This window comes from Collinsella sp. CM84Y_54, assembly GCF_036317945.1.
GTDB lineage: Bacteria > Actinomycetota > Coriobacteriia > Coriobacteriales > Coriobacteriaceae > Collinsella.
On record NZ_JAWQCX010000002.1, the window covers coordinates 325,761 to 346,124 of the forward strand.

A 20,364-nucleotide genomic window follows, 5' to 3' on the forward strand; every position below is an offset into this window, starting at 1 on the left:
TCAGACGCCTCTTACTCGCGACATATTAAAACTCAACCCCTGGCAGCATCGTTAATCGAAAATTGCCCCGCCGAGCACTTTAGCTTGGCGGGGCATTTCAATATGAAAGCGGATTTAAATATCAACAAGGCCTGCACGCCCCAACGAGCAGCCGGCTTCGCTGCTCAAATTGCCCTTGGTGAACCACAAGTTGAGCAATCAGTGGCCAAAATCCCCTTTAGGCGGCGCTGGTTTCTTTGTATTCGAAAACTGGTTCTAGGAGGTCTTCGATATTGCAGTGGAGGGCTTTTGCTATAGCTCTTACGGTTGTTACTGAGGCTTCATTGATGTTTCTCTGGCGCTGTTCGTACATTTGGATTGAGCGGAGTGATACGCCCGATTCGTATGCCAGGTCTTGCTGGGTTTTCTTAAGCCTCTTCCTTGCTAGCGCCAGTTTGGTTTGACGAGGTGTTTTCTTCGCTATATCGCAAACAAGACGCGCCACACGCTCCTCTGAGGCTTCGTGCCAGGGGTAATACATATTGCACAGCGCATCGAACGGAACGACATGCAGCAGGTCTTCGAAAGACTCGCCCAGACGCCATTGCAGATATGCCAATATCCAGCCTGTCCAATACTCCGGCGTCTTCTCAAAACGATAGGTGCGGTCCGGTATAGACCCGCTTTGATATCTCGACCTTTCGGCGATAAGTGCGAACAGCTCAACACCTGATTTTCCCGATACGACCCATGCGTTGCCGCGTTCGAACTCGCGAGCTACACCGCTCAGGCAAAAGAGCTCAGCGACCTCGGACCCTTCCGCTCCATAGTCGTTCACGGCATAGTCAAAGCAGTCGCCAAGGTTGTTCATTGCATCCTCAAGGTAGTAGACGGGATATGTCCTACTCGGCCCACAATCCGTTAACTCTTGGATCATTTAAATCAACCCTCCCTGCCATTAAATCCCTAATGTCGATACCTTCGGAATCGAACCCGTTAACCGTATCCAAGTATTTGCGTCGAGCATTCTGCTCTCGCTCAAAACGCTTGGGATAAAACTCAGACCCCAAAGCCTGCTTCCAATCGCAGAATCTTATCGCCGAAAATGCGCACTCGCTCATAAGAGCATATTGGATACCCAAATCACCCAAGCGCATGATACGTTGCAGCTGCCTGAGCGAGATCATGCCGCTGACAAACTGTCTTGCAAACGAAAAATAGGAGTCGTCGGCGCGATAACCTCGAATTACGTCATAGGGAGAAATATCAATCAGGCAGTTATCCAGCAGATAGCGAAGTCCTTCGCGCGCCAGCGGTGTCGAAACATTGAACTCCCTATTGTTAGCCAAAATCGCAAGCCAATTGAGAATTGAAAACTCCCCGGACTCCAAATCCAAGACTGCGAGACCATCCATATCGAGCTCATATCGATTTGCAATGCCATCAGACTCAGTCCGACATGCCCACTCCATTGCCATTTCCTCATGTGGCGTGCAATAAAACCCACACCCATAGTCATTGAATTGTCTGCATTTATCCAACGACGGATGCTCGACAACAACCTCCGACCCGTGCCAAAGCTCCATATCGACCTCCAAACAAAAATATCACCCCAGTGATAGTGTACCAATAACTATCACTGGGGTGATATAGATAGATGCAAACTATTGCCTGCCAAGAGCCCTTACTAGAGGCAGGCCTCGGCGATGCGCTTTTTGAGTTCGTCGATGCCGGTACCGGTCTGGGAGCTTGTGATGATCACGTTTTCGGCCGGGACGTTGAGCTGTTTTTTGATGGCTGCTGCCTGGCGGGCCTGCTGGGTGCGGCTGAGCTTGTCGGCCTTGGTAAGGCAGACGATAAAGTTGAACTCGTTGCCCTGCAGGTAGTCGATCATGTCATGGTCGAGCTTGCTCGGGTCGTGACGAATATCCACCAGCGACACGACCAGGTTAAAGCTGCGCTCCGAGTCGAAGAAGTCGCCGATAAGTTCTGCCCAACGGTCGCGCTCGGCCTTGGAACGACGGGCGAAACCATAACCCGGCAGGTCGACGAAGTGCACGTCGTCGGCCTCGAAGAAGTTGATGTTGCTCGTCTTTCCCGGCGTGCTCGAAACCTTGACGAGATTTTTGCGGCCAAAAAGCTTGTTCATGATCGACGACTTGCCCACGTTGGAGCGGCCGACGAAGCTCACCTCGGGGCAGGTGGACTCGGGAATCTGCGAAACCTTGCCATAGCTGGCAACGAACTTGGCAAGCTGGTAGTTAATGGAATCGGCCATGGACACTCCTTGGTCGTAGGTTCTTACAAAAAACGCGCTAATAGATAGCAGCGATACGGCGAACGATATCGAGCGTAATGCCACTCGCGGTACGGGCATACTCGAACAGGTCGAACTCGCGGTCGCAAATCGCATCGTACGCCTCGTCACAATTATCGCTGATAGCGCGCAGCACCAGGCAATCGACACCATTTTTAGTTGCGACATGAGCAATTGCCGCGCCCTCCATGCCGACACAATCGGCGTGCGTCGCCTCGATAGCGTCGTTGCGCATGGCGGCGCCCGCCACAAAGCGGTTGCCCGTGGCAATCGTGCCGACCAGGAATTGTTTGGCTCCCTCGTTCGAAGCGGCTGCATTTGTCGAAACGTTGACAAAGCCACGCTCAGCAAGCACATCGGCAGCAATATCGACCAGCGCAGGCGTCGAGCCAAACTCCTCGAGCCCCGGTGCAGACTCGGCGATAAGCGCGGTATCGGTATCCAGATAGCGCAGGCGTTTGCCGATGACCACGTCGTCGATATGGAGCTTGGGGTTCAAACCGCCCGCGATACCCGAAAGCACAACTGCCTGCGGAGCATACTTGCTAATGAGGTGCTGTGTTGCGGCGGCAGCGTTTACCGTGCCCATGCCCGCCGTCGTGGCGACAATCGACAGACCATCGAGCCCGCCGGTCACAACGTTCAAGCCCGCCTCCTGTACCATGCAAACGTTACTCAGCTCTTCCTTAATCTGCATGATCTCTTTTTCGAGTGCGCCGATAATCGCGATGGTAGCCATGCCATTCCCCAAACCTATACGAAATTCTCAACCACGGTATGGTACCAGCATTTTGTTTGACCTCGTCAAACGAACACGCTAGGCCAGTGCAGCTCGCGTATCAAACAGAGCCTTTGCAATCGCAGCCGTAACCTCGCTCGAGCGGTCGCTCCACGGCATCGATGTCATGACGCTCATGACATAGGTACGGCCATCGATGTCGATAAGGCCCGCATCGCATGTCGAATAGCAACCATCCTCGCTAATCCAGCCTGCCTTGTTGCGCACCAAGGCTTGGTCGTCCGCAATGCCATCACGGATAAATGAGCGCGATGTTGATGACAGCAGTTCAGATAACCACTGGGAGGTCTCACTGCCCCTGCTCAAATACTCACCCATCTCGCGCCACAACTTGGCCGAGGTGCGCGGGCAATAAGTGGGAAAATCACTCATCGGATCGAGTGCGGTATCGTAATCGATGCCAAGACCGACAATCCAATCCTCGTAACCGACACGGTCAAACGCCGCGCGTAACGCAATAAACGAATCGTTGTCCGAATTAACGACCGAGGCCTCGATGAGTTCGCGAACCGTCAGCCAGCCCATACTGTAGCCGCCATAGGTGCCCAGAGTATCATCGAGCGATACTTGCCCTGTCTCGACCAGGGATTCACAGACGTAGAGCACATAGAGCGCCTTATAACTACTCGCACCGTAAACCTCGACATCGGCGTTATACGTCACGCCCTTGCCACTTGACAGGTCGTAGAACACCACGCCCACATCGCCCAATTCCTTGGCCTGATCAAGGGCATCTTGGAGCGCGGCGAGGCCCTCATCCTCCAGGGCGGGGATCTGGTCATCAACCAGCGAGAAGGTCTGCACGGTATCGCCTGAGGGAATATCGTTAAAGTCCGCCTTCGAAAGCCTCGTCTTGAGACTCGCTGTCGACAGAGTTTGGCTTGCGGTGGCTTTAGATTCAGAGCCCTTTTTGTTTTGCGTCTGTACCGTTGACGCATCTGAGTGTGCCATTCGCTCCGACGCGTAGGTTTTGGCGGTAATTCCGAGGATAATAACCGCCAACGTTAACATCCCAATGGCGGCAATCTTCGTCACGCGGATGCGAGCGTCGGCAAGGCCACGCGAAGACGTGCCCTTCGTCTCATATCTGCTGCTATGCTGCGGCACATACTCGTCCCGCGATGCGTTGTTTCGCACGTGGTCTCCTGACTGCTACCGTTCATATACGAGCAGCATAATACCGAGCAGGCATTTCTTTCCAAAGATATTCAGCGGCGTTTAAGGTGTCTTTAAAGAAACCACAAGCGTATTTATCCAAATGGCACGATTCTGTTGCGCATCTCCACCCAAAACGCAGTTGCGGTGGAATAGTTCCTATTTGGGCGGCATAAGCCGTAAAACAAGAACTATTCCACCGCAACTTGACGGGGCTCTTTGGCAATCAACTTGGTGCCCAGGGGCACTCATTTAAGTCTGTCCCCAATGAGTGCCCTTGGGGAGCGAAAATGGCTCGCTAGCCGATAGCGTTTTTGAGTTCCGCGCGGCGCTTTTTCATGCCCGTCATGACGGCGTTGCGCAGCTCGGGCATGCGCGCGGTATCCATCTGGGGCACGCCCTCGAGCTTATAGGGAATGCCCAGTTGCTCGTACTTGACGACGCCCATCGTGTGATACGGCAGCATTTCCAAGCCCACCACGTTGTGCCATGGAGCGATCAGGCGACCGAGTGCCTCGCACTCCTCCACCGTGTCGGTAATGCCCGGCACCACCACGTGGCGGATAACGACCTTAATCTTGCGACGGGCAAGCTCATCGCCAAACGCCAGGATGCGCGCAGGATCGCAGCCGGTCAGCTTTTTATGCTCAGCCGGATCGGCATGTTTGATGTCGAGCAGCACCATGTCGGTCTCGCTGAGAACGGCATCGAACTTCTCGGGATGGTTGGGGTCAAACGCATATCCGCAGCTGTCAAGGCAGGTATGCACGCGACCATCGGGGTTGTTGTGCATTGCACGGAACAGATCGGCCAAAAACTCGGGCTGCAGGAGCGGCTCGCCGCCGGACACCGTAATACCGCCGCTGCGGTAAAACTCATGGTTGCTCTGGAACTCGTCCATCAGGTGCTCGACGGTCACCATGGTGCCGCCGCTAACCGACCAGGTATCGGGGTTGTGGCAATACGCACAGCGCATGGGGCAGCCCTGAACAAACACCACAAAGCGGATGCCGGGTCCATCGACCGTTCCCATCGTCTCAATCGAATGTACGCGGCCCAGGGCAAACGCAGAGTCCTCGGGACGAGCGTCCACACCCTCGAGCGTCATCTCAGCCATTCCCGCTACCTTGCCTCTCATTGGTTTTAGCTACATAAATGCCAGAATCATTCTAGCCCATACGCATGATGGCGAAACGGTTTAGCGGTCAATTGGGTTGTCCTATTTGGCCCTACGCAAGAGCGGCGGGAAGGTTATCGCAACCCGCCCGCCGCTGAGGCAATAGAAATCGATAGACGCCAGACCTTACGCCTTAAGCGTGAGCACCGCACCGAAGGCGGTCGGGCCGCAATGGCTCGAGATGACACCGCCGACCTGAGTCCAGGTAACGTCCTTAAAGCCCAGGTCGTGCGCATAGACTTCCATGTCGTCGCGCAGCTCCTGGGAAAGGCCTACCGAATACGCCAGGCCAATATGCGAGTAGTCAATCTCGCCCTTCGCAACCATGTGGTCAATAAAGGCGCGGGCGCACTTGAGCATAGAGCCGCGGAACTTCTTGGTTGCCACGAACTTGCCGCCCGTTACCTCAATGCAGGGCTTAATCTTGAGCAGATGGGCACCGAGGAATGCCACGTTGGATAGACGACCGCCCGCCTTAAGGAAGGCTAGGTCGGTAGGAACAAAGCCCAGCAGCACACGGTCCATGACGGAATTCGTAAATGCAAAGATTTCGTCGACGGTGGCATCGGGGTGAGCCTCGATGTATTTGGCGGTCTCGACGGCAACAAGCGACTGGCCCACCGAGACAAAACGCGTGTCCATGGAGTAGACGTAGTCGCGACCCTTGGCGGCAATCTTAGAAGACTGGTGTGAGCAGGTCGTGGCCTCGGAATACGCAAGGTGCAGAATAGTCGCATCGGGCTGCTCGGCATGGATGCGATCGTACACGTGCGCAAAATCTGCCGGCGCGCAGCCGCTGGTCTTGGGCATCACGCCAAACTCGTTGCAGCGCGAATAAATCTCGAGCGGATCGATCGAGCCGTCCTCGACGGTCTCGTCACCAATCGTGACATGCATAGGTACGCGCACGATACCGTAGCGTTCGCAGAGCTCCGGCGTCACATCCGAACCAGACTCAACCACGATTACGTACTTGCCCATTATCATCACGACCCATCTCAACATTGGCTTTTCAACACATGGCACGCGCCGCCGCACTGTTGCACAACGGCGGCAGAGCGCCAAAGAGACGCCGCCCCTTGCACACAACAAAGGACAGCGTCTCCCTGGAAAAACTCCGTGCTAATCTGAGATTCTACACGGTTTATTACTAAGTGTTACTTACTCCGCAAACGGTCGCTATACGCGATAAACGGTAGTTCGCTGCGGCAACTGCGACACATTCCGCCCAGCAAGTCCAATCGTGCTCCACACACGGTTAATGCGCGAGGCGGTAGAAATTCATCGATGCCGCGCCCTCGGCGTGCAGCTCCATCGCCGGAACCGCCGGCGAATAGGTACGGCTCGTAAGTGCCGCCTCGCCGCCATTTGCAAAAATCTCGACCATCGTAGTGTCCGAAAGCACGCGCAGGTCGCGAAGCTCGCTGAGCTCAATCGACCTCTGGTCGCGCCCATAGCCTTCGTCACCCATGTCGAGGGTAAGCATCCCGTCTGCATAGCGCACAAAGACACCCTTGCGGATTTCGAGCTCGACCATCTTGGCGCCCTCGCAGGAAACCACAAGATCAAACAGGCGGCCCGGCTCCTCAACGGTTTCACCGCCTATCGCGCGAACGCAGTCACCGCGCATCCTCTCAATCTCGTGCGCCGGCCGCTGGCAGAGCTTACCATCGCGTATGCTCAGCTCTCGCGGCACCGTCAACGCGCACTGCCACCCGCGCGCCACCGTCGGGTTTTCTGCCGTCGCGTCGGGGCAACCCGACCATCCGATCATCAAACGCCGGCCTGCAGTATCCTCAAAGGACTGCGGAGCATAGAAATCAAAACCGGCATCGACCATCGGGGGCATGCCCTGCCCGACGATTTTAAAGCTCGGCGCCTCCCAATCGGCCTCGATGGAGAACCACACGCACTGATGCGGATTGCGGTAATGCCAACCATCGGCAGGCACACCCTGCGGACAGCAAACGAGAATAAGCTCGCCATCGAGCTCAAACAGATCGGGGCACTCCCACATAAAGCCAAACTTCTCGTCCAACTCAATGCGCGTCGCATAGCTCCAGTCCTCAAGATTGCGCGAGGTATAGACAAGCACGCACCCGCGATTGTCTTTCGTACGAGCGCCGAGAACCATGTAGTAGATACCGTCGTGTTCAAGGATCTTGGGGTCGCGCACGTGCGTACCGATATCGTCGGGGTAATCGACCGGCCCAACAGCTATGCGCTTCTCGCCCAATTCGTCGGGATTCTCGGCAACCATATGAATCTGGTTTTGCTCACGGCCCGTCAACACGTAGTCGTAATCATCGCGGTCAAAATGCTTAACGTTGCCGGTATAGAAGTAGTGAATCTTGCCATCACGTACAAAGGCAGAACCAGAATACGCTCCACTCGAATCCAAATCGGAATCGGGGAACAACACGGGGCCGCGATTCTCGTACGTCACAAAATCCTTTGTCGTCAGATGGTTCCAAAGCACTGGACCGCCATGCGCAGCATCGAACGGATCGTATTGATGATAGATGTGATACGTATCACCAATCTGAACCAAACCGTTGGGGTCGTTGAGCCAGCCAAGCTCAGGCTCCACATGGAACAAAAGCCTATCGGGGTCGGACGCGATGCGAGCCGCCGTCTCATCCTGTCCAGCTCGCCACTGCTCATAGTCCGCACGCATCACCTTGTTTTTTTGATTAAACATCGCCATTGACCTTCTCGTCTATGGGAAAGGACGCTCGACTCACACGAGCCGAACGCCCTTCCTCAAATGGACTTATCCTCAGATTACGCTGAACGGCTCAACTAGAAGCTGACATCGAAGCCAGCGCCAGCGCCCTCTTCATCAGTGGTCGGCACGCCCTTTGCCTTGTTGTAGGCAAAGATCAAGACGATCGGCACGATAAAGGCGATGAGATTGCCAGCCACATACCACATGAGCGTCTCGGGCGTGACGATGAGCAGGCCAAGCACGCCGGTCAGACCCTGACCGATGGCGCGCACCTCAAAGAGCTTCACGAAGGCACCGCCGCAGCCTGCACCGATGCAAGCGCAGATGAACGGGATGATCGAGTAGCGCATGTTTGCAGCGAAGATAGCGGGCTCGGAGATTCCGACCAGCGTCGGGATAAAGGACGACATGCAGATGTTGCGCTCTTTGGAATGCTTCTTATGAATGAGGTACATGCCGATGGCGCCGCCGCCCTGGGCGATAATGGAAACCGACCAGATGGCCTGGATGTAGTTGAAGCCAGTCGTGGCGACGAGGTTTGCCTCGATACCCTGGATGAACTGATGCGTACCGGTAACGACAAGCGGCTGCAGGAACGCGGCGAAGACAAAGGCACCAAAGACGCCCATCCTGTTGTACAGGATATCGATTACGCCGCCGAGGACGTCGCCGATCAGGTTGCCGAGCGGGCCGAACACGGTGAACAGGGCAACGTTAGCAAGAATCAGGGTAACGGTCGGGACAAAGACGAACGAAACGACCTCGGGGATGTACTTCTGGGCAATCTTCTCGACCTTGGCCATAAACCAGGCAGTCAGGATTGCGGGGAACACACCGCCCTGGAAAGCAACCATGGGAATGGATAGCGGACCGAAGTTCCAGTACTCAGCACCCGTCGGGTCCATAACGAACGTATTGCGGTTCATAAGGCTCGGGTGAACCATGACGATACCGACGAGGATGCCCAGGATCGGGTTACCGCCAAAACGCTTGACCGCGCTGTACATAACCAGGACAGGCAGGTAGTCGAACGTGGTGGCGATAATGGCAAAGAAGCTTGCGAGGTTCTTGAGGAACTCGCTGTGATCGGCGAGGCTGCCTTCCATGCCAAAGAGGCCGTTGGCAACGATCAGCGACTTAAGGCCGATGATGATTGCAGCGCCGACGAAGGCGGGAATGATGGGGATAAAGATGTCCGAGAATACCTTGAGGACCGAGAAGAACTTGCCCTTCTTGTCCGCCTCGGCGCCCTTGACCTCGGAAGCGCTGATCTCCTTAACGCCCGTCAGAGCCATAAACTCATCGTAAACCTTGTTGACGGTACCGGTACCGAAGATGATCATGAGCTGGCCGCTGTTGTACAGCACGCCCTTGACGCCATCGATGTTCTCGAGCTCGGCCTTGTTGTATTTGCTCGTATCCTTGAGCACCAGACGCAGACGGGTCACGCAATGCGTGGCGCCCTCGATGTTCTCCAGTCCGCCGACGTTGTCGACGACTTGCTGGGACACTGCCTTGTAGTCCATGTTCCTCTCCATTCCTTTTCTAAATCATAAAACGGTTCGTTGCCGCTACAGAGACGCGATCGTTGCGTTTGCGCACTTGAGCGCACCGTCGGTGACGGTAAGCGCCACACCCTGGCCCTGCTTGTTGCAGAAGCGAGCGTTGAGCGCAACGTCATCGACAAAGATGGTCGCGATGTCGTCGTCGACGACCAGACGCACATGGTGAGTGCCCTCGCCCTTAAAGAACAACGGACGCTCGAGGCCCATGTTGTTGACCTGGAACCACGGGTACTGGGGAGCCGGCGCGAACTCGAGCTTGCCCTCGCGCAGGTTGGCGCGGAACTCATAGGCAAGACCGGTCTCGGCGTCCTCGGCGAACTTGACCGAGAAGCCGGCAGCGTTACCGCCGAGCTCAATGTCGGTATCGAGCAAGTAGGTGGAGCCGGCGTCTGCAGACAAAACCTGCTCGACCTTGCCCGACTCGCAGGAGAGCTCGAAGGCTTCGACAGCCTTGCCCTCGCCAAAGGCGCCGAGCATGCTCTCGGGAAGCTTGGTGCCGAGCGTTCCGTCGGCACGCTGAACGATCTCGAGGGGCATAAAAGTGCCACCCCACAGGTAAGAGCTGGGGTCGCCGCCCTCGTCGCGCGTAGGAACCCAACCAAAGAGAACGCGGCGCTCGCCATCGAATGCGGTGCGAGCGGCGTAGTACGCGCGGCCGTCGAAGGAGTCGTCAGCGGGGGTAATCCAAGGACCGTTGATGGACTTGGACATGCGGTAACGGGTCTTGTTGCCGTCGCTGTACTCGGAAAAGACGAGGTACCACCAGTCGCCCATCTTAAAGAGATCAGGCATCTCGAACATGGTGTACAGGCCCGGGTTCCACCAGTCGCCCTGGAACTCCCAGTTGGTCAGGTCCTTGGAGGTGAACTTGACCAGACGACCGGTCATCAGACGCTTGTCCTCGCCCACACGTGTGCCGAGGATGAGCATGTACTCTTCGTTCTCCTCATCCCAAAGCACAAAGGGATCGCGCCAGTTGCGGTCATCGTAACCCTCCTGGGGCGGAAGCAGCGTCTCGGCGATGTTCTTCTCCCACTTGACGGCGTCGTCGCTCGTTGCGTGAAGAAGAACCTGCTTCATCAAACGTGCGCGGACCTTATCGCGATTGCAACCAGTGTAGAGCGCATGGTACTTGTCGCCCACCTTAAACACCGTGCCGGCATAAATGTACTGGTCGACTTCCTCGTCGCCGCCACGCTCAAGGCTCTCGCCAAAGTCCTTGTAGTTGACGAAATCCTTGGTCGTAGCGAGTGCCCAGCCAAACGGCTCTCCGAAAGGTTCGGGGTTACGCGTGTCACGCTGATGATAGAGATAGAACGTGCCGTCCTCGCCGTACGGCATGATGTCGCCTACCCAAATTCCCTCAGGCTGGTAATACACCTTGTGCATCCGAGACTTCCTTTCCACGACATACTAACTCGGTACAATGGCAAGATATGTCAATCGTTTTCATATGTCAAACGTTTTCATACCAATACGTCTTTTCGCAGTTCCAGTCGTCGGTAAACGGTTGACATATGCCGGCGAACGGTCATCAGAGGCGTTTGAGGAATTCTTTTGGCACGGGATGAACTACGCGGTTTTGCCCTCAATGAGTTCAACGGGGAGCTTGATATTCGATTCGGGATTATCGCCGTTAATAAGAGCGATGATGGATTGCGCCGCGAGCTCTCCGATGCGATCGATATCTTGACGTACGGTTGTTAAGTCAGGCATAAACGTCATGGTTCGGCGGGCACCATCCGCGCCCACGACCTTAATATCGTCTGGAGCGCTCAAGCCGCGCTGCTTCATCACGTTGAGACAGATGGCCGCCATCGTATCGTCTCCCGCAAAGATGCCGTCAATATCGGGGTTCTCATCGAGGATCTTCGCAACGACCGCGCCCTTTTCGTCGTCGGGCTTAACGAACTCAACCTCACGGACAAGCGCGGACAAACCGGCCTGCTCAACAACATCGAGGTAGGCATCGGTACGCTTATTGGCAGGCATGCGCATGCGGCTATTGCTGCGCAGGCACAGGATACGCCTGCAGCCGTCATCAATCAGACGGCGCGTAGCGAGCTCGCCAATGCCATAGCTGTCACTTGCAATCTGGACAGAGCCCTCGCCAAGATCGCAGTCGATGCCAACCAGACTCAAGCCCATCTCGGCATATGCCTCGGCACCGATATTGAGGGAGTTGACGATGACGCCGTCGACCATATTGCGGCGGAGCATGTCAATATAGGAACGCTCAAGATCGGGTCGATTGGCGCTGTTGCACAGCAACATCTTAAAGCCGTTTTCCGCTAACGTGCGCTCGACCGTCTGCACAACCTGAGCATGGAACGGGCTGCTCACAAAGGGAACGATCATACCGATAAGATTCAGGCGACCGTTGAGCATGGCACGGGCGATATCGTTGGGCGTATAGTTGATGCGCTCCATCGCGGCATGGACCTTATCGCGGGTCTCTTGGCTAATATAGCCGCGATTATTAAGCACGCGAGATACCGTAGTAGGCGAAACCCCCGCCACCGCTGCAACTTCCTTGATGCCAGGCTTAGCCGTATCTTTAGAACGAGCACTCTCGCGAGCCATAGCACCCTCCCCCATCAACATGTCATACGTTTACATACGAACAAAGCATACCCCAACAACAGCGGGAAGACGGTAACAGCACAAGTAAGTAAACGACTCATCCAAATAATTAGGAGAGTTCCGCCTAAAGGGTGACTACACAGGACCCCCGCCGGGCCGGTTTTGGGTTATTTTCCAAAACATCCCGCAGGACGCAAAGAGGCTCCGCCGCGCAACGCGCGCAGCGGAGCCTCTTTGCATGTCCGAGGACGTTTTGGGAAATAACCCAAAACCGGCCCCAGTAATCCTACAGGAGTTGAACCCTTTAGAACTTGTCGTGGAAGGTACGCGAAATGACCTCGTCCTGCTGCTCCTTGGTGAGCGTGTGGAAGTTCACGGCATAGCCGGAAACGCGGATGGTCAGCTGCGGGTACTTCTCGGGGTGAGCCTGAGCGTCGAGCAACGTCTCACGGTTGAAGACGTTGATGTTCAGGTGGTGGCCACCCTTCTCGGCGTAAGCGTCGAGCATGTGGACCAGGTTATCGGCCTGAGTCTCGGAAACTTCAGAAACCTTCATAATGTGTCTCCTTCGATTAATAGGCGCCGGCCGAAACCGGCGCGCTAATCAGTAATCGTTATTGTTAGTATAGCACTAACAATAGTTACTCGCCCAGCTGATCAAGGTCGATATCGCCAAAGAACACCTGGTCCTCCTTGCCGAGCGCACTCGGGATGATGGAGAAGGTGTTGGAGATGCCGTCCTGAGCATCGCGGAACGGGAGCTTGGAAACCGAAGACAGCGAAGCGATGGCGCCGTGGCTATCGCGCTTGTGCATGGGGTTAGCACCCGGGGCGAACGGCTGGCCAGCCTTGCGGCCGTCGGGCGTGGAGCCGGTCTTCTTACCGTACACGACGTTGGAGGTAATGGTCAGAACCGAGGTCGTAGGCACGGAGTTGCGGTAGGTATCGTTCATGCGGATGTACTCCATGAACTGGTGCACAACGTCGTGAGCGATCTGGTCGACGCGGTCGTCGTCGTTACCGTACTTGGGGAACTCGCCCTCGGTCTCGAAGTCGACGATGATGCCGTTCTCGTCACGGACGGGGTGGACCTTGGCGTACTTGATGGCGGACAGGGAGTCAGCCACGACGGAAAGGCCAGCGATGCCCGTAGCGAACCAGCGGTGCACGTGCTTGTCGTGCAGAGCCATCTGGATGCGCTCGTAGCAGTACTTGTCGTGCATGTAGTGAATGATGTTCAGCGAGTTGACGTACACGCCAGCGAGCCACTTCATCATGTCGTTGTACTTGGCCACAACGTCGTCGTAATCGAGCGTATCGCCCTCGACGGCGCGATACTTGGGGCCGACCTGCTTCTTGGAGACCTCGTCAACACCGCCGTTGAGTGCATACAGCAGGCACTTGGCCAGGTTGGCGCGGGCGCCGAAGAACTGCATCTCCTTGCCGATGCGCATGGAGGACACGCAGCAGGCGATGCCGTAGTCGTCGCCGTGGTAAACGCGCATGAGGTCGTCGTTCTCGTACTGGATCGAGGAGCTGGCGACAGAAGTCTTGGCGCAGAACTTCTTGAAGTTCTCGGGCAGACGGGTCGACCACAGAACGGTCATGTTGGGCTCGGGGCTGGTGCCCATGTTCTCGAGCGTGTGCAGGTAGCGGTAGCTCATCTTGGTAACGAGCGTACGGCCGTCGACACCCATGCCGCCGATGGACTCGGTGACCCACTGCGGGTCGCCGGTGAACAGGGCCTGGTACTCGGGGGTACGGGCAAACTTGACCATGCGGAGCTTCATGATGAAGTGATCCACGAACTCCTGGATCTGCTCCTCGGTGAAGGTACCGTTGGCAAGGTCGCGCTCAGCATAGATGTCGATGAACGTAGAGGTACGGCCGATGGACATAGCGGCGCCGTTCTGCTCCTTGACGGCAGCAAGGTAGGCGAAGTACATCCACTGGATGGCCTCCTGCGTGTTGGTAGCAGGGTTGGAAATGTCGAAACCATAGGTCTCGGCCATCATCTTGAGCTCGCCGAGGGCGCGGATCTGCTCCTGCAGCTCCTCACGGTCGCGGATGTTGTCGGCGGTCATGACCGTCGGAGTGGAAGCCTTCTGGGCCTCCTTGTCCTTGATCAGGTAGTCGACGCCGTACAGGGCAACACGACGGTAGTCGCCGATGATGCGGCCGCGGCCATAGCCATCGGGCAGACCGGTGATGATGTGAGCCGAGCGGCAAGCACGCATCTCGGGGGTGTAAACATCGAAGACGCCGGCGTTGTGGGTCTTGCGCTCAAAGGTGTAGCGCTCAACAACGTTCTCGTCGACCTTGTAGCCGTGCTGGCTGGCAGCCTGGCAAGCGATGCGGATACCACCGTTGACGTGCAGCGCGCGCTTGAGCGGCTTGTCAGTCTGGAGACCGACGATGGTCTCCTTCTCGCGGTGGGCGTTATCGATGTAGCCAGCGGGGTGGCTCACGATACCCGTAACGGTCTTGGTGTCCATATCGAGGACACCACCCTGCTCGCGCTCCTTAAGCAGCAGGTCGAGAACCTCGCCCCACAGCTCCTTGGTACGCTCGGTCGGACCTACGAGGAACGACTCATCGCCCTCGTAGGGGGTGTAGTTCTTCTGGATGAAGTCTCGGACGTCAACCTCTCCCGTCCAGATACCTTCCTTGAAGCCTTCCCATGCCTCCTGCATTGTGTAACCACGCTCCTAGTTACGTGTAATGCGGCGCTCTCTCACACCGCTACTTATTGAATTCTTGAATTATCGGCTTGCACTACCGGCTTCTTCCGTTCTTCACCACACGTTGGTACAGGGAAAAACGTTTGTCCACCTTGGAACTGCAACCCAAAACCCAAGATTTCACCCGTTTGAGAAGGATAACATAGCCACCCCCTTCATCAGGGCTGTTATATGTTTCTTTTTTTATACCATTAGGGCATTTTTAACAAATCCGCAGGAAATGCGAGCGCGAACAACTACCGTTCACCGATTTGTTTGGTATTTTTCCTTGCCTTTGTACGACGTTCACTCTAGCTGTTATGCCAGCTTTAGCAGGGTAAAGTGCCTCTGAGTAGGCTTTGGGACATGCCTAACGATCTGCCCCAAACTTTACTGGCACCGACGGTGTACGGAGGTCGCCTAAAGGTAGTTTTCTAGGCATGTCCCAAAATCTACCGTATATGGCGCGCGTGCAGGGGTATCATCTTTCACCGAAAATAGTTTCTAGTGTTAGGGGTTTTCGGTGGAAGATACCGATTTCCATGAGCTTGGGAGTCAGCTCCTTACCGAGTTTGGCGGCATTCACCAGCGCGTTTCGCGCTTTGTGGACAAAGCTCTCAGCGGCGAGATGGCTGTCATGCGCGCCCTTATGCTCGCTGGCGGTTCGCTCACGCCGAGCGAACTCGCTGATCGCGCCTGGGTCTCGAACGCCCGCATTGCCAATATCCTACGCGCTCTCGAAGCCAAGGGCTGGGTTGAGCGTGAGCACTCAAAGACCGACCGTCGTCGCGTACACGTCATAGTGACCGACAAGGGATTCCAGGATCTCGAAATCAAACGCCGGGAATTCGAGGACCGCACCGCGGCTTTCCTCGAACAGCTCGGCGAAACAGATACCCAAGAGATGGTGCGTCTTCTAAGGCGTGCCAACGAAATTATCGACCACAATCAAGAAAGGAGAGATGCCGAGTGAGGATTCTCAAGCTCTTTAAAAAGCATGTCCTGGCACTGCTCGCAGCTATCGTACTTATCGTAATCAGCTGCAACGCCGATCTGGCGCTGCCTACCTATATGAGCGACATCGTCGACGTGGGCGTGCAGCAAGGCGGCATCGCCTCGCCCGTGCCCGACACCATTCGCGCCGAATCGCTCGACGACCTCGAACTCTTTATGAGCGCCAAGGACGCCAAAGCTGTGGAGGCCGTGTTTAGTAAGGCGGACAATAACGGCATTCGAACGTACAAGGGCACCGAGGAGGAGCGCGGCGACGGCGACAAGATTGCCGACATCATGAGCCTGCCTGAGACCGTCGTGCTCGCCTTCAACCAGGGCATTGACGCCGACTCCATGGGCGACATGACCGGCGCATCCACCGAGGCAAGCGATGGCGGCGCCGCTCAGGCCATGCCCACCCCCGAGCAGATGGCAGCGATGACGCCCGAGCAGCTCGCCGAGATGCAGCAGAAGGCCGCAGCCGCGCAGAGCATGCAAAAGCAGATCGACGCCGACGGCGGTAAGATCACCATGAAGAGCCTGCGCCTAGGCGTTGAAGGCGGTCTTATCGATCAGGGCAAGCTCGTCGAGGGCGCCAACCAAATGGCGGACAAAATGGGCTCCATGTCGGGCTCCATCGTCACCCAGCGCGCCGTGAGCTATGTACAGGACGAGTACAAGGCACAGGGCATCGACCCCGCCGACGTGCAGAACGCCTACCTGAGCCGCATGGCGACCACGATGTTTGGACTGTGCCTCGTGTCGCTCGTCGCCACCATCCTGACCGGTGCCGTGGCTTCGCGCACCGCCTGCTCCATCGCCCGCGACCTGCGCCGCGAGACCTTCAACAAGGTTATGCACTTCTCGCCGGCCGAGGTGGGCAAGTTTAGCCAGGCCTCGCTCATCACCCGCTGCACCAACGACATTCAGCAAATCCAGATGGCCGCAACTCTGTTTATCCGCATGTGTCTGATGGCCCCCGTCATGGGCATCGTCGCCGTCATGCGCGTCCTGGCCAACCATACCGGCCTGGAGTGGACCATCGCCGTTGCCATCATCGCGGTCTCGGCCGTCGTCGGCGTGCTTATGGGCCTCACCATGCCCAAGTTCAAGAAGATGCAGAGCTTCGTGGACCGCGTGAACCTTACCGCCCGCGAGCTACTCGACGGCCTTATGCCCATCCGCTCGTTCAACCGCGAGGAGCATGAGCTCGAGCGTTTTGACAAGGCGTCGCTCGACCTGATGACCACGCAGCTCTACACCAACCGCGCCATGAGCTTTATGATGCCGCTCATGATGCTCGTCATGAACTGCATCACCGTGCTTATCGTCTGGTTTGGCGCGCAGGGCGTGTCCGACGGCGTGATGCAGGTCGGCAACATGATGGCGTTTATCTCCTACACCATGCAGATCGTTATGGCGTTTATGATCCTCACCATGGTTTCGGTCATCCTGCCCCGTGCCGAGGTCGCGGCCGAGCGCGTGGAAGAGGTCATCACCTGCCCCACCAGCATCAACGACCCCGCCTCGCCCAAACTGCCTGCCGCCAGCGCGCCGCGCGGTGAGCTCACTTTCCGCGACGTAAGCTTCCAGTATCCCGATGCCCGCGCCGACGTCATCAGCGGCGTGAACTTCACCACGCATGCCGGTCAGATGCTCGGCATCATTGGCTCCACGGGCTCGGGCAAGTCCACGCTCGTGCAGCTGATTCCGCGCCTGTACGACGTCACGGGCGGCAGCATTTCGCTCGACGGCATCGATGTGCGCGACATGACCCTTTCCGAGCTGCGCCGCCGCATTGGTTACATCCCGCAGCAGGGGCGCCTATTCTCGGGTACCGTCGAGAGCAACCTCAAGTTTGCCGGCGACATGGTAAGCGATGATGACATGCGCCAGGCCGCGCGCATCGCCCAAGCCGAGGACTTTATCGCCGAGCGCGAGGGCGGTTACGACTCCCCCATCAGCCAGGGTGGCTCCAATGTTTCGGGCGGTCAGCGCCAGCGTCTGGCCATCGCCCGCGCCCTGGCCAAGAAGCCCGAGGTCGTGGTGTTCGATGACTCGTTTAGCGCGCTTGACTACAAGACCGACGCGCGCCTGCGCGAGGAGCTCGCCAAAAACGTCACCGACGCCGCGCTCGTGGTCGTGGCCCAGCGCATCGCGACCATCATGCACGCCGACCAAATCATCGTGCTCGACGACGGCCACGTGGTGGGCACCGGTACGCACGAGGAGCTGCTGCGCAGCTGCCCGGCGTACCTGGAAATCGCACAGTCGCAGCTTTCCGCCAAGGAGCTGGGACTTACCCAAGAAGAAATTGCAGCCGTCATGGAAGGAGGCGAGCGCTAATGGCAGACGAGACCAAGACCCAAATTCCCAAGCCCACCCGTCAGCGTGGACCCATGGGCCGCATGGGCGGCATGCGTCGCGGCGAAAAGGCCAAGGACTTTAAGGGCACCATGAGGCAGCTGCTCGGCTATATCGGCCAGCACAAGGTTGCCGTGTTTGTCGCCGTCGCCTTTGCCGTATGCTCGGTCATCTTTAACATTGTGGGACCCAAGGTACTCGGCCAGGTTACGACCAAGCTGTTCGAGGGCCTGGTTGCCAAGGTCAACGGCACCGGCGATGTCGACTTTAACTGGATCGCCAAGACGCTCGGCTTTTTGCTCTGCCTGTATCTGGCGAGCTCTGCCTGCAGCCTGATCCAGGGCTGGCTCATGACCGGTGTCACGCAAAAGATCTGCTACCGCATGCGCAAGGAGATTGCCGCCAAGATTGCCGTCGTGCCGATGAGCTACTTCAACGGCCACAGCAAGGGCGACGTGCTCAGCCGCATCACCAACGACGTCGATACGCTGGGTCAGTCGCTCAACCAGAGCGTGACGCAGCTCATCACGTCGGTGACGCAGATTATCGGCGTGCTCGTCATGATGCTGTCGATCAGCCTGCCGCTCACCGGCGTCACCGTGCTCACGCTGCCGGCAGCCGCAATTATCTTGATGGTGATGATTCACTTCTCGCAGCCGTACTTCCGCGAGCAGCAGCAGGTCCTGGGCGCCGTCAACGGCATTATCGAGGAGGACTTTGCCGGTCAAAACGTCATTCAGGTGTTCGACCGCGCCGAGGCCTCAATCGAGGAGTTCGACCGTCAAAACGACCGCCTCTTTATTAGTGGCTGGCGCTCGCAGTTCCTGTCGGGCCTGATGATGCCGCTTATGAGCTTGGTGGGCAACATGGGCTACGTGGGCGTCGTCGTGGTGGGTGCGCAGCTCGCGCTGACCGGCAATGCCACGCCCGGCGACATCCAGAGCTTTATCCAGTACGTTCGCAACTTTACGCAGCCCGTGCAGCAGCTGGGCAACGTGAGCAACACGATGCAGTCGATGGCCGCCGCCACCGAGCGCGTGTTTGAGTTTTTAGCCGCGCCCGAGGAGGAGCAGAAGGCCGACGCGCAGATTCCCGAAAAGCGCCCCGGCCACGTGGAGTTTGACCATGTCAAGTTTGGCTACACGCCCGACAAGACCATCATCCACGACTTTAGCTGCGAGGCGCAGCCCGGCCAGACCATCGCCATCGTCGGTCCCACCGGCGCCGGCAAGACCACGCTCATCAAGCTGCTGCAGCGCTTCTACGATGTGGACGGCGGTTCGCTGCGCGTCGAGGGTGTCGACGTGCGAAACTGGGACCGCGCGGCGCTGCGCGGCGAGTTTGCCATGGTGCTGCAGGACACCTGGCTGTTTAACGGTACCATCCGCGAGAACATCCGCTACGGACGCCCCGATGCGACCGACGCCGAGGTTGAGGCCGCTGCGCGCGCCGCACGATGCGACCACTTTATCCATACGCTCGCCGGCGGCTACGACTTTATGATCAACGAGGAGGGCACTAACCTGTCGCAGGGTCAGCGCCAGCTCGTGACCATCGCCCGTGCCATTTTGGCCGACCGCCCGGCGCTGATTCTGGACGAGGCGACCTCCAACGTTGACACTCGCACCGAGGAGCTCATCCAGCGTGCCATGGATGCGCTAATGCAAGGCCGTACCAGCTTTGTTATCGCGCACCGCCTGTCCACGATCCGCAACGCCGACGTGATCCTAGTAATCCGCGACGGCGACATCGTCGAGAAGGGCACGCACGACGAGCTGCTCGCCCAGGGCGGCTTCTACGCCGACCTGTATAACTCGCAGTTCGACGAGGCGGCGTAAATTCTGCCGCAGTGAACGAATAACGCCCGAGAACGGGGGCGCAGGACAACCTGCGCCCCCGTTTTGTGTCCTTCGAGCCTCGAAACGCCTTCCCTGAGACCTCATTGACGGCGCTTTCCAGACCCCGTGGGCAAAAAAGGGCAAAT

General features: G+C 57.3%; 16 protein-coding genes. 3 read left to right on the forward strand and 13 right to left on the reverse strand.

The genetic code is table 11. The features are described 5' to 3' along the window. Nucleotides 1–217: 217 nt before the first annotated feature. From V2391_RS04615 to pflB, 13 genes are all read right to left on the reverse strand, one after another. Nucleotides 218–850, reverse strand: coding sequence for a helix-turn-helix transcriptional regulator (locus V2391_RS04615; RefSeq protein ID WP_329738414.1), 633 nt, complete (start codon nucleotides 848–850; stop codon nucleotides 218–220). Nucleotides 851–881: 31 nt separating this feature from the next. Further along, nucleotides 882–1,565, reverse strand: coding sequence for a DUF3990 domain-containing protein (locus tag V2391_RS04620; RefSeq protein ID WP_006234872.1), 684 nt, complete (start codon nucleotides 1,563–1,565; stop codon nucleotides 882–884). Nucleotides 1,566–1,666: 101 nt separating this feature from the next. After that, entirely contained in the window at nucleotides 1,667–2,257 is a 591-nt protein-coding gene (gene yihA / locus V2391_RS04625; RefSeq protein WP_006234871.1) for a ribosome biogenesis GTP-binding protein YihA/YsxC, read from the reverse strand. 37 nt (nucleotides 2,258–2,294) lie between these two features. Then, nucleotides 2,295–3,035, reverse strand: a complete 741-nt coding sequence (gene mtnN / locus V2391_RS04630; protein WP_329738415.1) for a 5'-methylthioadenosine/S-adenosylhomocysteine nucleosidase — start codon at nucleotides 3,033–3,035, stop codon at nucleotides 2,295–2,297. A 78-nt stretch (nucleotides 3,036–3,113) separates the two neighbouring features. Continuing rightward, on the reverse strand, nucleotides 3,114–4,232 hold the full coding sequence (locus V2391_RS04635) for a serine hydrolase (protein WP_329738416.1): 1,119 nt from the start codon (nucleotides 4,230–4,232) through the stop codon (nucleotides 3,114–3,116). Between the two features lie 316 nt (nucleotides 4,233–4,548). Beyond that, entirely contained in the window at nucleotides 4,549–5,367 is an 819-nt protein-coding gene (gene pflA / locus V2391_RS04640; RefSeq protein ID WP_329738417.1) for a pyruvate formate-lyase-activating protein, read from the reverse strand. A gap of 186 nt (nucleotides 5,368–5,553) precedes the next feature. Continuing rightward, the gene (locus V2391_RS04645; protein WP_117821044.1) at nucleotides 5,554–6,408 is read right to left on the reverse strand and encodes a DegV family protein; all 855 of its coding nucleotides are present in this window, start codon (nucleotides 6,406–6,408) and stop codon (nucleotides 5,554–5,556) included. 277 nt (nucleotides 6,409–6,685) lie between these two features. Then, nucleotides 6,686–8,128 (reverse strand): glycoside hydrolase family 32 protein, encoded by a 1,443-nt coding sequence (locus V2391_RS04650; protein ID WP_329738418.1) that lies wholly within the window; start codon nucleotides 8,126–8,128, stop codon nucleotides 6,686–6,688. Between the two features lie 101 nt (nucleotides 8,129–8,229). Next, nucleotides 8,230–9,681, reverse strand: a complete 1,452-nt coding sequence (locus tag V2391_RS04655; RefSeq protein ID WP_118081156.1) for a PTS transporter subunit EIIC — start codon at nucleotides 9,679–9,681, stop codon at nucleotides 8,230–8,232. A gap of 45 nt (nucleotides 9,682–9,726) precedes the next feature. Continuing rightward, complete coding sequence (locus tag V2391_RS04660) at nucleotides 9,727–11,109, reverse strand: family 43 glycosylhydrolase (RefSeq protein ID WP_329738419.1); 1,383 nt, start codon at nucleotides 11,107–11,109, stop codon at nucleotides 9,727–9,729. A 183-nt stretch (nucleotides 11,110–11,292) separates the two neighbouring features. Then, nucleotides 11,293–12,303, reverse strand: a complete 1,011-nt coding sequence (locus V2391_RS04665) for a LacI family DNA-binding transcriptional regulator (RefSeq protein ID WP_329738420.1) — start codon at nucleotides 12,301–12,303, stop codon at nucleotides 11,293–11,295. Nucleotides 12,304–12,607: 304 nt separating this feature from the next. Further along, a complete protein-coding gene (gene grcA3 / locus V2391_RS04670) occupies nucleotides 12,608–12,859 on the reverse strand; it encodes an autonomous glycyl radical cofactor GrcA3 (protein WP_117583521.1) in 252 nt (83 codons plus the stop codon). Nucleotides 12,860–12,944: 85 nt separating this feature from the next. After that, complete coding sequence (gene pflB / locus V2391_RS04675; RefSeq protein WP_035137643.1) at nucleotides 12,945–14,996, reverse strand: formate C-acetyltransferase; 2,052 nt, start codon at nucleotides 14,994–14,996, stop codon at nucleotides 12,945–12,947. Between the two features lie 550 nt (nucleotides 14,997–15,546). Here pflB and V2391_RS04680 point away from each other — a divergent pair. The 3 genes from V2391_RS04680 to V2391_RS04690 are packed head-to-tail and all read left to right on the forward strand — an operon-like array spanning nucleotide 15,547 to nucleotide 20,218. Further along, nucleotides 15,547–15,996: a MarR family winged helix-turn-helix transcriptional regulator gene (locus V2391_RS04680; RefSeq protein ID WP_117840216.1), complete on the forward strand. Its 450-nt coding sequence runs from the start codon at nucleotides 15,547–15,549 to the stop codon at nucleotides 15,994–15,996. Next, a complete protein-coding gene (locus V2391_RS04685) occupies nucleotides 15,993–18,362 on the forward strand; it encodes an ABC transporter ATP-binding protein (RefSeq protein WP_329738421.1) in 2,370 nt (789 codons plus the stop codon). The genes V2391_RS04680 and V2391_RS04685 overlap by 4 nt, the downstream gene beginning before the upstream one ends. Further along, the gene (locus V2391_RS04690; RefSeq protein WP_329738422.1) at nucleotides 18,362–20,218 is read left to right on the forward strand and encodes an ABC transporter ATP-binding protein; all 1,857 of its coding nucleotides are present in this window, start codon (nucleotides 18,362–18,364) and stop codon (nucleotides 20,216–20,218) included. The genes V2391_RS04685 and V2391_RS04690 overlap by 1 nt, the downstream gene beginning before the upstream one ends. Nucleotides 20,219–20,364 lie beyond the last annotated feature (146 nt).

What these genes read in the sequence shown, in the direction of transcription:
- V2391_RS04615 (WP_329738414.1), bottom strand. Translation starts at nt 850, where the DNA reads ATGAACAACCTTGGCGACTGCTTTGACTATGCCGTGAACGACTATGGA.
- pflB (WP_035137643.1), bottom strand. Translation starts at nt 14,996, where the DNA reads ATGCAGGAGGCATGGGAAGGCTTCAAGGAAGGTATCTGGACGGGAGAG.
- V2391_RS04645 (WP_117821044.1), bottom strand. Translation starts at nt 6,408, where the DNA reads ATGGGCAAGTACGTAATCGTGGTTGAGTCTGGTTCGGATGTGACGCCG.
- V2391_RS04655 (WP_118081156.1), bottom strand. Translation starts at nt 9,681, where the DNA reads ATGGACTACAAGGCAGTGTCCCAGCAAGTCGTCGACAACGTCGGCGGA.
- yihA (WP_006234871.1), bottom strand. Translation starts at nt 2,257, where the DNA reads ATGGCCGATTCCATTAACTACCAGCTTGCCAAGTTCGTTGCCAGCTAT.
- grcA3 (WP_117583521.1), bottom strand. Translation starts at nt 12,859, where the DNA reads ATGAAGGTTTCTGAAGTTTCCGAGACTCAGGCCGATAACCTGGTCCAC.
- V2391_RS04650 (WP_329738418.1), bottom strand. Translation starts at nt 8,128, where the DNA reads ATGTTTAATCAAAAAAACAAGGTGATGCGTGCGGACTATGAGCAGTGG.
- V2391_RS04620 (WP_006234872.1), bottom strand. Translation starts at nt 1,565, where the DNA reads ATGGAGCTTTGGCACGGGTCGGAGGTTGTTGTCGAGCATCCGTCGTTG.
- V2391_RS04665 (WP_329738420.1), bottom strand. Translation starts at nt 12,303, where the DNA reads ATGGCTCGCGAGAGTGCTCGTTCTAAAGATACGGCTAAGCCTGGCATC.
- V2391_RS04660 (WP_329738419.1), bottom strand. Translation starts at nt 11,109, where the DNA reads ATGCACAAGGTGTATTACCAGCCTGAGGGAATTTGGGTAGGCGACATC.
- pflA (WP_329738417.1), bottom strand. Translation starts at nt 5,367, where the DNA reads ATGGCTGAGATGACGCTCGAGGGTGTGGACGCTCGTCCCGAGGACTCT.
- V2391_RS04690 (WP_329738422.1), top strand. Translation starts at nt 18,362, where the DNA reads ATGGCAGACGAGACCAAGACCCAAATTCCCAAGCCCACCCGTCAGCGT.
- mtnN (WP_329738415.1), bottom strand. Translation starts at nt 3,035, where the DNA reads ATGGCTACCATCGCGATTATCGGCGCACTCGAAAAAGAGATCATGCAG.